The 13,305-nt window shown below is 41.2% G+C and carries 13 protein-coding genes; 8 read left to right on the top strand and 5 right to left on the bottom strand.

Annotated elements, in window-relative coordinates; genetic code table 11:
• Positions 1–114 precede the first annotated feature (114 nt).
• Both D1164_RS18465 and D1164_RS18460 read right to left on the bottom strand, forming a co-directional pair.
• On the bottom strand, positions 115–705 hold the full coding sequence (locus D1164_RS18465) for an RNA polymerase sigma factor (RefSeq protein ID WP_119351384.1): 591 nt from the start codon (positions 703–705) through the stop codon (positions 115–117).
• Between the two features lie 146 nt (positions 706–851).
• A complete protein-coding gene (locus D1164_RS18460) occupies positions 852–1,442 on the bottom strand; it encodes an RNA polymerase sigma-70 factor (RefSeq protein ID WP_119351383.1) in 591 nt (196 codons plus the stop codon).
• Between the two features lie 324 nt (positions 1,443–1,766).
• Between D1164_RS18460 and D1164_RS18455 the strand changes: the two genes are divergently transcribed.
• Complete coding sequence (locus D1164_RS18455) at positions 1,767–2,954, top strand: glycine C-acetyltransferase (protein WP_119351382.1); 1,188 nt, start codon at positions 1,767–1,769, stop codon at positions 2,952–2,954.
• On the opposite strand, the gene D1164_RS18450 is transcribed toward D1164_RS18455, so the two are convergent.
• Complete coding sequence (locus D1164_RS18450) at positions 2,947–3,480, bottom strand: hypothetical protein (protein ID WP_119351381.1); 534 nt, start codon at positions 3,478–3,480, stop codon at positions 2,947–2,949. The two genes, D1164_RS18455 and D1164_RS18450, sit on opposite strands and share 8 nt — an antisense overlap.
• Positions 3,481–3,623: 143 nt before the next feature.
• Between D1164_RS18450 and rlmN the strand changes: the two genes are divergently transcribed.
• Positions 3,624–4,646 (top strand): 23S rRNA (adenine(2503)-C(2))-methyltransferase RlmN, encoded by a 1,023-nt coding sequence (gene rlmN, locus D1164_RS18445; protein WP_119351380.1) that lies wholly within the window; start codon positions 3,624–3,626, stop codon positions 4,644–4,646.
• 170 nt (positions 4,647–4,816) lie between these two features.
• Here the strand turns inward: rlmN and D1164_RS18440 are convergent, their stop codons facing one another.
• Complete coding sequence (locus D1164_RS18440) at positions 4,817–6,307, bottom strand: ASKHA domain-containing protein (protein ID WP_119351379.1); 1,491 nt, start codon at positions 6,305–6,307, stop codon at positions 4,817–4,819.
• Positions 6,308–6,518: 211 nt separating this feature from the next.
• Here D1164_RS18440 and D1164_RS18435 point away from each other — a divergent pair, with 211 nt between their 5' ends.
• From D1164_RS18435 to D1164_RS18410, 6 genes are all read left to right on the top strand, one after another.
• Complete coding sequence (locus D1164_RS18435; protein WP_119351378.1) at positions 6,519–6,920, top strand: DUF4296 domain-containing protein; 402 nt, start codon at positions 6,519–6,521, stop codon at positions 6,918–6,920.
• On the top strand, positions 6,917–8,134 hold the full coding sequence (locus D1164_RS18430; protein ID WP_172594527.1) for an amidohydrolase family protein: 1,218 nt from the start codon (positions 6,917–6,919) through the stop codon (positions 8,132–8,134). The genes D1164_RS18435 and D1164_RS18430 overlap by 4 nt, the downstream gene beginning before the upstream one ends.
• 158 nt (positions 8,135–8,292) lie before the next feature.
• Positions 8,293–8,778, top strand: a complete 486-nt coding sequence (locus tag D1164_RS18425; protein ID WP_119351376.1) for an RNA polymerase sigma factor — start codon at positions 8,293–8,295, stop codon at positions 8,776–8,778.
• A gap of 1 nt (position 8,779) precedes the next feature.
• On the top strand, positions 8,780–9,829 hold the full coding sequence (locus D1164_RS18420) for a hypothetical protein (RefSeq protein ID WP_119351375.1): 1,050 nt from the start codon (positions 8,780–8,782) through the stop codon (positions 9,827–9,829).
• Between the two features lie 72 nt (positions 9,830–9,901).
• Positions 9,902–10,831 (top strand): outer membrane beta-barrel protein, encoded by a 930-nt coding sequence (locus D1164_RS18415; RefSeq protein WP_119351374.1) that lies wholly within the window; start codon positions 9,902–9,904, stop codon positions 10,829–10,831.
• 90 nt (positions 10,832–10,921) lie between these two features.
• A complete protein-coding gene (locus D1164_RS18410; protein ID WP_119351373.1) occupies positions 10,922–11,524 on the top strand; it encodes a methyltransferase family protein in 603 nt (200 codons plus the stop codon).
• 169 nt (positions 11,525–11,693) lie between these two features.
• Here D1164_RS18410 and D1164_RS18405 read toward each other — a convergent pair whose 3' ends face one another.
• Positions 11,694–13,280 carry a calcineurin-like phosphoesterase C-terminal domain-containing protein gene (locus tag D1164_RS18405; protein WP_119351372.1) on the bottom strand — a complete coding sequence of 529 codons (1,587 nt, stop codon included), beginning with the start codon at positions 13,278–13,280 and terminating at the stop codon, positions 11,694–11,696.
• Positions 13,281–13,305: the final 25 nt, after the last annotated feature.

Raw genomic sequence — 13,305 nt, 5'->3', positions numbered from 1 at the left:
TTTCTCTTTGCTCCGGGCCGGGTTATTTCGAGCTTTCAGCCTGTTTTGCTGTTGCAAAACAGGATCCTGCACAACAAATAACTCATTGCGCGAATCCGAATTAGTGCCACCCGGTTAACCGCACCACAGGTAAAAAAACAGCAATGCAAGTAGTGACTCGGTTTTAAAATGTTCTTTCAGGTAAGCAATGGCCCGATACAACTGATTTTCAACCGTACGTTTGGAGAGGTTTAGCTTCCGGGCTATTTCATCATTTGTCAGTCCTTCCTCCCGGCTTAGCCGGAAGATTTTTTGCCTTTCTGTTGGCATTTGCTTCACCAGAACATCCAGGCTATCCAGCATCTCATCAAAAATTACCTGATGCCAGGTACTGTCGGATTGAAGATCAAAATCTGCACGGGCAAAATCTTTAAATGCATTCTCAATATTTTTACGGCGTGTAAAATCATAGATAGAATTGACTGCAATTTTAAAAATAAACGCTTTGATACTTTTTGACCGATCCAACGATTCCCGCTTTTCCCAAATTTTCAAAAAAACATCCTGAACCTGCTCTTCCGCTTCCTGCTCATTTTTTAAATAAGAAAGCGAAAACTGATAAATTCGGGGGGCGTACCTTTCGAACAACTCCTGAAAAGCTCCTTTTACGCCCTCTTTAACAAGGTAGGTTAATCTGGTATCAGATATATTTTTCTGGTTCCCCAATGAGTTTTTTTTTAGCTGAAAAACAAATGTAAACGAATTTTAATGGATTTTCAAATACATAATATTCCTGACAACTTAGCCAATACGTATTTTTTTCTGTTTAAAACCTGTTAGATCGTTGAATGCTTTTCATTCTTTTCTGAAACTTATTTCTGAAACCGGACCAAAAAGAAAATATACAAATCCGGATCCATGTTTTTTCGGGCAATTTGCAGTCCTTTGGCCAGGTGTTTGTCCACCATAGTAGTGGAAATGTCCATAATTTTGGCAATTTCACGAATCTTTTTCCCTTCAAACCATTTCAAACGAAAAGCAGTCTGACATTTTTCAGGCATTTCTTTAATAATCATTTCCAGCTCAAACATAAGTCTTTCTTCCATAGAGATAAACTCATTCGTCTCCGCAAAACTGATATGATACAACTCTTCCGTTTCATTTTTGGCTAACCGGACAGCATATTTTTCCTCCACCACTTTATGCTTCAAGGAGTTCAAACATTTATTTTTAAGCAAGGTAAAAAGGTAAGAACCGCCATTTCCTTCATCATCAAAATCCGCCATATTCTGCCACAACTGGAAAAATACATCCTGTACCATATCTTCAGCTTCGTTCTCATTCTGCAACAAACTAAAGGCATAGTTTTTTAGCCGCGGATAAAACAACCGGAATAATTGCTCAAAAGACATTAAATCCTTTTCTGAAGTATTTTTGTATGGATATTTTCGTTTATTCTTCAAGGCGTTTAAGTTTGTCAGCTTTCAAGGCAAAACAAATTTTTTCTCTAAAAAGACAAATGAAATATAAAAGTAGCTAAATTCCAATTTTGTAAAAATCAATTCTGTTTTTTATCACTTCTTTTCTGAGAATTGTTTCATTAATTTGTATTGTAAATTAGCAGGAGGTAAAAGTAAAAATGAAAATGGCAAAAAAACTTTGGGAAATAACAATTTGCAAAATCCCATTTGCACTTAAGAAGATCCTGAAAAATATATGCCCGCAGTGTGACTATTATTTTGTCTACTAACTACTTATTTCTTTGATAAAAATTTAATTTCTAAAATATGTACAGCCAAATAAAACACGACTTGCAAAAAAACCTCGAAGAACTTAAAGAACAGGGTTTGTTCAAATCGGAGCGAATTATCACTTCATCACAGGATTCTGAAATCCGTGTTTCTTCGGGTGAAACAGTGCTTAATTTTTGCGCCAACAATTACCTGGGGCTTGCCAATCATCCCGAAGTAATAAAAGCCGCACAAGAAGTAATGAATTACTGGGGATTTGGATTATCTTCCGTACGGTTTATCTGTGGCACACAGGAAATTCACAAAGAGTTGGAACAAAAAGTTTCTGAATTCCTTGGCACAGAAGATACTATTTTGTACTGTGCCTGTTTCGACGCCAATGGCGGAGTTTTCGAGCCACTGCTTGGTACTGATTCAGCTATTATCTCCGATGAACTGAACCATGCTTCCATCATCGACGGTGTGCGGCTTTGCAAAGCACAGCGTTTCCGGTATAAACATTCCGATATGAAGGAACTGGAAAAATGCCTCAAAGACGCGGCAGAGGCCAAATACAGACTCATTGTTACCGACGGTGTCTTCTCCATGGACGGCGATATGGCCAAATTACCCAAAATTGTGGAACTGGCTGAAAAATACGACGCTTTAGTGATGGTAGACGATTCGCATGCCACCGGATACATTGGCAAGCATGGCAGGGGAACAGCAGAACATTATGGATTGCTCGGACAAATTGATATTGTTACCACTACCTTTGGCAAAGCGCTGGGAGGTGGTAACGGAGGTTGTACTTCGGGGCGAAAAGAAATCATTGAAATGCTGCGGCAACGATCGCGTCCGTACCTTTTCTCCAACACGTTGGCCCCTGCTACAGTAGGAGCTACCCTGAAAGTATTGGAAATACTTTCTGCATCTGGTTCCCTTCCGGCCAAAACCATGAAAAATGCCAAATATTTCAGAAACAAAATGAAAAAAGCCGGCTTTGACCTGGTAAAAGGAAATACAGCCATTGTTCCGGTAATGATTTACGACGAACCTCTGGCCATAAAATTTGCCGACGAGCTGTTAAAAGAAGGCGTTTACGTGATAGGTTTTTGTTTCCCGGTGGTTCCACGTGGAAAAGCACGGATTCGTGTACAACTTTCAGCAGCACATAGCTACGAAGAAATAGATCAGGCAGTGGAAGCTTTTATTAAAGTAGGAAAAAATCTGAATATCATTTAATTCCGGGTACTGAAAGCATAGAAATATCATTTTCGGCTTTTTCCACTTTCTTTTTAAACCGGGCCGCAGTAAGAGTTCTTACTGAGATATTGATCTGTCCTCCCTTTTTCAGGGCCTGAAATTGTAATACATTAATTTGAATATCCTCTTCCAGCCTCACTTCCCGAAAAACAGGGCGAAAATTCTCCTGATCTATCTTTTTCAACCCACTGAATTTTAGTGAAAAATAGCCCTCCTTCCCCTGATAATAATAGGTATTATTCCTAGAATTGTATGCTGCTTTTGTGAGGATACTGTGCCTGCGTTTTTCTTTCACCCATTTTCCATTTTGCTGAGGAAACTCAACCAACAGCCTGTAACTTCCTCCATCCAAAAAGCCAAACGATGCTTTCCCCTGCTCTCCTGTCTGCTGAAAAGCAACCGTTTCGGTCCCTGAACTATCCTCCAAAAACAAGCTCACGCCAGGTGTACGTTTCTCCGAAAAAAAAGAGAAAAACATTGCCAGAATAATAAGAAACTGTTTCATTACTTTAATTTCAAATCATTCAAATATCCACTTTTTTTTTAAAAGAGAAAAGCGGATACAAAACTATCCCCGGCTGATTCCGGGATGCCCGGCAAATAATAGTTTTACCGATTTTCCCCTATCTTTGTCCCAAATTATTTGTGATGAAGGAAAAGCTTTTTGGAAAGACGATTACAGAATTGCAGCAGGTTGCAAAAAGCCTGAACCTGCCCCCATTTACAGCCCGGCAAATAGCTGATTGGCTATATAAAAAAGACGTTTCGATGATTGACGAAATGACCAATCTTTCCAAAAAAGCAAGAGAACTGCTGAATGAAAAATTTGAGTTTGGGTTGATAAGTCCGACTAAAGTTCAGAAAAGTACCGATGGTACAAAAAAGTACTTATTCCCTACCATTCAACATAAATTTATTGAAACAGCAATGATCCCCGAACGCGACCGAAAAACTGTTTGCGTTAGTTCACAAGTTGGATGTAAAATGGGCTGCCTGTTTTGTTATACCGCCAAACAAGGGTTTCAGGGACAATTGTCGGCAGGAGAAATTATTAATCAGATTAAAAGCATTGATGAAGCCGGTGAGGTGTCCAATATTGTGTATATGGGCATGGGCGAACCTTTTGATAACCTGGAAGAGGTTCTGAAGAGTATCGAAATTCTCACTTCTGAATGGGGTTTTGCCATGAGCCCGCGCAGGATTACAGTTTCCACGATAGGAATTATTCCCGGCATGCTCACCTTCCTTGAAAAATGCGAAGCACATCTTGCTGTAAGTTTGCACACTCCGTTCAACGACGAACGTCGACAATTGATGCCCGTGGAGGTTGCCTACCCGATAGAAGAAGTGGTAAACGAGATCAAAAGCTGGGACTTTGGACGGCAACGGCGCGTGTCGTTCGAATATATTTTGTTTGAAGGGCTGAACGACTCTACGCGTCACATAAATGAATTGACCCGGTTATTACAAGGACTCAAATGCCGCATAAACCTTATCCGTTTTCATCCGGTTCCCGGCACACCACTGAAAAGTCCGGGTGAAGAAACCATCCGCCATTTTAAAGACATGCTGAACAAAAAAGGCATCCTTACCACCATCCGCGCCTCCCGGGGGCAGGATATTTATGCTGCGTGCGGGTTGTTATCTACCAAGGAACTAAGTTCATCTTAAAAAACCGGCAATACTTTCCCTGTAGTTTGTCCTCTTGCAACACTCAGTTCTGTCAGTTACCAAATTAGTGTTGACAAAGGTTTTTAAAGATAGTATTCACGTTGCTTTTTCCTGAAAGAGTATTTTCTCTGGTAACAAAAAAAATACCTGGATTTAGTCCTCAAAAAATATCAACCCAATATCAGCTTCTCCACATAAATATCCTGAAATGCCGGGTCACCTTCAAGATTAATATGTGTAACTTTTCTCAAAATATTTTGAATGAATTGCTCCTCTTCAAACAAAAACATTTTGGCGCCAATGAGGGCGGTGTTTCCCATTTTTACCATCTTATCTTCACTGGTTTCAATTAAGCCGGTTTGAATAACATTTTGCAGGTTAAGAAAGCTTCCAAAACCACCGGCAACAAACACATTATCAACCTCATTGAATGTAATCCCAAACCTGTTCAGCAAAATTTTCAGCCCGGCAGCAATGGCTGCCTTGGCCAGTTGAAACTCACGAATATCCTGCTGGGTAAGAAAAACACCGGAAGCCAGTTCTACCTTTTCATCCCCTGAATTGATTTCACCAAATAGTCCGATTTTTTCCTTCAAAAGTAAAACCGCCATCGCATCAATCAATCCACTGCCACAAATTCCTTTGGCCTCTACGTTCCCGATAACATGACAACTAAACTGCCCGTTTTTTATGGTTAACGAAGAAATGGCTCCGGTAACTGCCCGCATTCCCTGACTGATTTTTGCTCCCTCAAATGCCGGCCCCGCAGCCGTGGATGCGCAAATAATTTTTTCGCGATTGCCCAGTACAATTTCACCGTTGGTCCCCAAATCAATCAGGACAGTAAATTTTTCGCGTTCGAACATTTTGGTGGCAGCAATTCCGGCCAGAATATCGCTGCCGACAAAACTACCAATCGACGGATAAAAACAGATTGCTGCCTTTTCCGGCAGGTCCCAGCCAAGAAGTGCCGATGTAAATTTCTGCCCGCCCAAGCCAGGCGATTCAAACGGGTAGTACGAAAGCGGGTGAACATCCAGTCCTGAAAAAATATGGTGCATCACCGTATTCCCTACCATCACCACTTTCGAAACATCCACCGGATGTTTTTTTAGAACAGACCGAATCATTTGCCCCGTTTTTCGACGAATGAGCTGTTGCATTTCCTCTTGTTTCCCTTCGAGGCAGCTTTGAATGCGGGAAATGAGATCAGCACCAAATTTCACCTGTGGGTTTACCGCAGTGACGGCATCCAGCACATAGCCCGTTTTTAAATCGAGCAACTGAACAACAAGTGTAGTCGTTCCTACATCAATCGCTACACCAAAGCCCTCCTGCGGCTCAAAACTAAATGTGGAATTATCGGCCAGGATAATATCTTCAAACTGTGAAACCTCAATTGTAACGTCCGAATCGACCTGACAATAACAAGCCAGCCGCCATTCTTTTCCCAAACCAAGATTTTTGAGTTTCTGCCATTGAAAAGCATCCGCCTCCAAATCTCCCTCCAAAACTTTTATCCTGCAACGTCCGCAGGATCCTTTTCCCCCGCAAGGGAATTCCACTCCGTATTCATGAAGGACATCGATTAAAGGAGTCCCGCGGTTGACTATTATTTTTTTACCGAGAGGTTGCAAAGAAACCCACACTTTCTTTAACATAGTAAATACAAAAAAACCAAAGTTCAGTTGCCAAATTTAGCTAAATTCGAAAAGTTTTTGCTGCCAGGCATTTATTATTACCCTCCTGAATATCTTATTTAAAGGCTCAAATTGTTCATATTAGATTTTTTAACTTGTGATTTGTTGTCCGGTGTGCAAACAATTTTTAATTTGGCTGCCGGTTTAAAAACAGACCAAGATATTGAGAGATATGAGAGTTAAGATAAAAAGTATCCTATTATTGTTCCTTTCACTCGCATTTTTTGCCTGTGACAAATCGCAGGTGCAAAAACCGGAAATGTTGATCCACGAAGACCAAATGATTGACATGCTTGCCGACATTCATTTAGCAGAAGCTGCCTTTAACAACCGGAGATATCGCGATACCCTGGTGGAAAATAGCAGTTCGGTGGATTTCTACTATTCTATTCTTGAAAAATATCAGGTTCAGGATTCCGTTTTTGAAAAATCCTTTGTTTTTTATGCCAGTCAGCCGCGCAAGTTCGAAAAAATGTACCGACAGGCCATGAACAAGCTCAACGAGATGGAACAGGAATATTCAGGCCGAAAAACGGAACCGCAGGAATTGGAACTTCAGAAAAAACGGAAGTGAAAAAAATTTCAGCAACCTACTTATTTACCGGAAACCAGCCCCCTTTAAAAAATGGAATTTTAATATGTGAAGATGACGGAACGGTGCTTGATGTTATTGACACAGGCGGCCATCTGCATGAACAGTCCCGGCTGGAACATTACAGCGGTATTCTGGTTCCTGGGTTTGTTAACACCCATTGTCACCTGGAACTTTCCCATCTGAAAGGTAAAATACCGGAAAAAACAGGTCTGGGTGGATTTTTGGCAGCCATCAACCAATGGCGAAATGTTGAAGATGAAAATGATGGCACGGCTATCAAAAAAGCAGATTTTTGGATGCAAACATCAGGAATTGCAGCAGTAGGCGACATTTCCAATTCCTGGTCCACACTCGAAACAAAACGGCAAAGCAACCTTTTTTATCACACTTTTGTGGAAGCTTTCGGATTTCATCCTTCCCGGGCAGAAAGAGCTTTTTCTTTGGCTGAACATTCAGAAACGATGTTCAAAGAATTGGGATTACCGGCCTCGGTGACGCCTCATTCGCCCTATTCGGTTTCGGATGTACTTTTCCGGAAGATAAAAGAAAAAGCACAAAATCAACACAGCATTTTATCCATTCACAACCAGGAAAGTCTGGCGGAAAAACAATTTTTTAAAGAGGCCGCCGGCCCTATTTTCAACCACCTGCAACAAACATTGGGGCTCGATGTTTCACACTGGAAACCCATAGGGAAAAGTTCGCTGGAAACAACCCTGCACTTTCTCCCAAAAGAGAATCAGCTTTTGCTGGTTCACAATACGTTTACCGAGCAGAACGATATTTCTGTCATAAAAAAACACCGCCACCTGGAAAATACTTTTTTCGTGCTTTGTCCCCGTTCAAACCTTTACATTGAAAACCACCTGCCTCCTGTCCGTTTGTTTAAAAAAGAAAAACTGAATATCTGTCTGGGAACCGACAGCCTGGCTTCCAACCACCACCTTTCCCTATTACAGGAAATGATTACACTGCAGCACCATTTTCCTGAAATTACAATGCAGGAATTGATTGAATGGGCCTGTTTTAATGGGGCAAAAGCTTTAAAAATTGACAAACTTTTCGGTAGTTTTGAACCGGGGAAAAAACCGGGAATTAACCTCATTACCGGTGTAGATCTGCAGAACCTGAAATTCACTCCAAACAGTAAAGTAAAAGTTTTGCAGGGGCCTGTAAAAAAAAGAATCAATTAAAAATACGTCCTTTCCCGCCAACCAGCAGACAAAATTCTTCCCTCCCACTACATATTCATTATTGCGAATTTAAAATGTCATTTTTATGTGCTTCTGTAACATCCCGGGCTCATATACGTCTTATGCATTGAACAGTGTTCCTGAGAGGTAATTAATTAATGACAGTAAGCGAATACAACGAGGCAGTTGATCTTTACTCAGACCGGCTTTACCGGTTTGTGCTGAAAACGATTAAGGACATGCACAAGGCAGAAGATATTGTGCAGGACAGTTATGAAAAATTGTGGAAAAATGTGGAAAATGTGGATGCGACGAAGGTGAAATCGTACCTGTTTACCACAGCTTACCATACCTTAATCGATCGCATCCGTAAGGAAAAACGATCGGTCTTTTCTGAAGAAATGAACCTGCGGGAAAAAAGCCATGAAAACAATTATTCCGATTTGAAAGAAATTCTGCAGGAAGCAGTAAACCGGTTGCCCGAAATGCAAAGGATGGTGCTATTACTACGGGATTACGAAGGCTATTCATACAAAGAAATCGGAGAAATGGCCCATTTAAACGAATCGCAGGTAAAGGTTTATATTTACCGTGCGAGGGTATTTTTGAAAAGTTATATTGGGAAAATGGAAACAGTGCTGTAAGATGGAAATCACAAGAGATAATTACGAAGTTTATTTCCTCGATTACCTGGAAGGGAACCTGGATGAAAAACTGGTGGACGATTTTATTGAATTCATCCGGGAAAACCAGGATTTAAAAAAGGAACTGGAACTGGCGGGCCATGTAAAAGTGGAGGTGGAAAATATTTCTTTTGATAAAAAGGGAAACCTCTACAAAGATAAATTCGATTTGGAAAAAGAATTTAATCAGGCTGCTGTTGCCCGTCTGGAAGATGACCTTTCAGAAAAAGAAAAAGCAAACTTTGAAAAATACCTTGCTTCCAATCCTGAAAAACAAAAGGAAGCTGCCCTCTTTGAAAAAACCAAACTCCAACCAGATTATTCTATTCATTTCCCCCATAAAGGAAGGTTGTATCACCATTCCACCGGGAGAACGGTTCTTTTATGGACAGTCCGTGTGGCAGCCATTTTAGCGCTGGCATTTTTAGCTTACCGCATGACTGAGTTCAATATCAAAAATACACTGGCGCCGAAAAATCAGGTAGCCATTTCTGAATCCGAAACAAAAAATGAAACTCCTGAACCCATAACACTGCCTGAAAAAGCAGAAAAAAAGCAAGAAGTGGTTGCAGCAAATAAGGTCCCCAAAATGACAGAGGAAAAAACGGAAACTGAAAACCAATCTCAACATATTCAGCAGAAAAAAGTGGAACGGCAGCCAAACAATGGAGAGATAATTATAGCCAGGAAACCCATTGAAATACCGACCAGAATCAACCGTTACAAAGCCTCGTTAACGGTTCAGCAGCCAAATACAAAATTAGCTGTAGCACATCTTGAACTGCCCGAAACAGCCGAATACAATGAGGAACGTCTGCTGGCCGATGTTGTTAGAGAAAAAGCCGCCATCAATAAATTCTCGCTGAACACCGTGACCAAAGCCGGCCTGAAACTGGTGTCCAATATTTCCAATGAAAAATTCAGCTACCAGACCAACCGGGAAGGCGAAATTACCGAACTTAACTTCGATTCGCGTTTGCTGGCTTTTTCCATTCCTACAAAAAATGAATAAATCATTTCTCTTCATTGTAACTTTTCGCCTTACTTACCCGTCTTAGAAACAAAACTTTTAAAACAGAAAAAAATGAAACAATTATTAGCACTGGTTTTATGCGGCTTTTTTGCCTTAAACCTCTTTGCGCAAAATGATACGACCAAGGTTAAAATGATGAAAAAAAATGTGGTAACCGTAGTTGAAGACGGTAGAACCACTCACGTAAAAGTAGGCAATGACAGAGGCGTGGAGGTTATTACCGACGACTGGGGAGACACTACGCACGTAAGAGTAGGACGGCGTACATTCAGGGTAATTGAAGGAAGTAACGGCACCTATTTAAAAATTGACAAGGAAGAAAAGAAAAAAGAGTGGACCGGCAGTTTCAATCCTCATTGGGCCGGGCTTGAGTTTGGAATGAATATGTACCGCCAATCGGATTACTCACTCTACCAAACTATAAATACCCCTGTACCTGAAGATTTTATGGACCTCCATTATGGAAAATCAATAACTGTTAACCTTAATTTTGCCGAATGGGCTTTTAAAAATGAAGCCAATAATTTTGGTCTGGTTACCGGACTGGGGTTCAGTTTTATGGATTTCACCTTCGACCAGCCAATCACTATTGAAAAACAGGGAGGAGACGGGATTGTTATGCCTGTGGCTCTAAATCCTGACGGACTGAAAAAATCGAAACTGAACCTGACATATCTCACGGCCCCGTTGATACTGGAAGTGAAAACCCCACTACGAATGGGCAACTCCCGCCTGTATCTGGCTGCCGGTGTTATCGGTGGAGTGAATATCGGGTCGCATACCAAATTCAAATACAAAGGCGACAAAGAAAAACTGCGCAGTAACTTTAACCTGAATCCGTTTAAATATGACCTTACCGGACGCATTGGATTTGGAGATTTCTGTGTGTTTGTAAACTACGGAATGACGCCAATGTTTAAAGAAAACCGCGGGCCGGAACTGATTCCTGTTACTTTTGGAATTTCGTTCCCAAACATCTAACCCTTGCAGACAAGGCGAAGGGGAATGGTTTGATAAAAATCGACCAGACAAAAAAATAATTAGATTACCTTTAATGCTCAAAAACCAGAGATGGATCTTTTGAGCATTTTTCCGTTTTTCAGTTTTCTTTTTCTAAGCCTCACATTAGCTGCCCGGGTTATTTATTTAAAGAAAAAAGGCATCCGGGTAACCAGAAAAACAAGGAATAACGCACGATACCTTGTTTTCCTGTATCCAATTTTTGGACTGCTGCTTCTCCTTTGGCTAACCGAATTAATAAATCTGGCTTTTGGCCAGACGGAATTTCTCCTTCCGGAATGGTTTACACAAAATCTGTCATCTTCCGTAGCATTAAAAATTTCAGGAGGAGTGGTGGTATCCTTTTCACTAATCCTCTGGGTGCTTACCCTACTCCATTTTAAACACTCATTACGGTTCGGCCTCAGCGATCACAATCAGGGTAAACTTGTTACTTCAGGTATTTTCTCTTTTTCCAGAAACCCGTTTTTTCTTTCTGTCGATCTTTACTTTCTGGGATTAGCGCTCCTCCACTCCAGCCTGTTTTTCATTTTAATGGCCGTGTTAACCCTAATCAGTATCCATTTTTTCATTCTGAAAGAAGAAAAGTTTTTGCAAAAACACTACGGGGAAGCTTACCGCAATTATTTCGGCAAGGTCAGAAGGTATCTCTAATATCAATTGAATTTGATGGTGAGCCTTAAATTGTTTTGATTATTTTGGGTTTAGGCAAGGCAAAAAATTGAGGCATAGCCATAGCTACGGCGATATTTTTTAACGAAGCATAAACCCAAAAGAACGGAAGAATAAGGCTCAGAGTCATATTTAATTGGTATAATACATTTTATCTGACATGTAGTAACCTTTTTCCCTTGTATTCGAACCAATCGTCCTTCGCCTTTATTTCAATCACGTGAACCCCTGGTTCAAGATTCACTTCCTGCTCTGCTTCCCATATATGCTCAGAATTTCGCGCGCCCCGCATTTTCAACCAGGAAACTTCCCCCAGTTGATTTTCCCTTTCTACTGCTGCCAACCTGGCCGGATCAGACTGTGGGGTTCTTTTCATATTAACCCACGTTCCGTTCTTGCCAACTCTCATTTTCACTTCTGCTGATGGCAATGCATTATAAATATTTGCTGTGATATTGATTTTGTCGGTACTATCCGCAACAAAAAAATCAGGTGCGTTTATATGCATTTGGTAGTCTGCTGGTTTACCTGCCTCTTTCCAGCTTAATTTCCAGTTATTCCCATCAACATGAAGAAATGTATAGGAATTTGGAGTGCCATCCGACATCATGGCATGAGGAATCCCATATTCATTGGGAGCTCCTGTCCACCAGGCGCCGCAAACCGTTCCTACACTTATCATGTGATGCGGGTTTTCCCCGGGAAATCCATCCTCTTTGTCAATAAAATAATGGTAGTGCTGGTGTGTATGGGCCACCAGAGAAGCGCTCCGGGGGTGCGTTGCTATGAGTTCATAAAATGCTTTCTTTTCGTTTTCGTCTTTCCACTCGGTAGAACCTTCAAAAGGAATATGTGCCAGGAACACCACCAGTTGATCCTTATCCACACGTTTCAACTCATTCTGAAGAAACTCCATCTGGTCACTTCCGAGTCCGGTTCGGTAGTAGCGTTTATCTTCCTCCACTATCCAGCGAATGTTGTCAAGTACAACAAAATGGGCCGGACCATAACTGAAAGAATAGTAGGATGGCCCGAAAGTACGGTACCAGACACCACGGGCTTCGGTACTGTTATTCCCGGTATAATCATTGTCATGGTTACCCGCCACATACCGCCAGGGAATTTCAACCGTGGAAAGGCTTGATGTAAGATGATCGTAAAGGTTTAAATCATCGAAAGTGACATCTCCGAGTGTTACCCCAAAAGCCGCCTTAACATCAACCAATTCGGGAAGCACGTCGTGAGACATGTAATAAATTTCCTTACTGTTACGGGGCTGTGTATCACCAAAAACCAACACATCGAAGCTATCCGGTTCCTTCTGCGGATAAAGCGGAAAATCAACTGATTCGGGTAACGGTCCGGTCGGCGATAAACCTTCAAACTTAGTTCCGGAAATACCTCCGGAACTGTTCATATAGTAAAAACGGGGAATTTGTTTTTCATCTACCGCAACTTTCCAGTTACGCGGTTTCACAACAAAAATTGCAGCGTTGTCCCTCAAAGGGAGTTCATATTTGCCATTTCGATCGGTAACAACCACATCGCGGCCATTGGAAACAGCCACTGCCTTAAGTGGTTTGTCCTGTCCGGAATCGTAAACGCCATTTCCGTTTTTGTCGTGAAAAACAATGCCCCGAATACCGGAATTTTCCTGTGCATAAACTGCCAACTCCTGCAGCAAACCAGACAATAGGATAAAAAGGGCCGCCATTAATTTAACCGAAAAATTTCTCATGATATTAGTTATTTCAATTTCGTGT

The sequence above is a fragment of the Mariniphaga sediminis genome, from assembly GCF_003573545.1.
GTDB classification, from domain to species: Bacteria; Bacteroidota; Bacteroidia; order Bacteroidales; family Prolixibacteraceae; genus Mariniphaga; species Mariniphaga sediminis.
The sequence above is the reverse complement of the archived record's forward strand: the minus strand, read 5'-3'. Positions and strand labels throughout refer to the sequence as shown.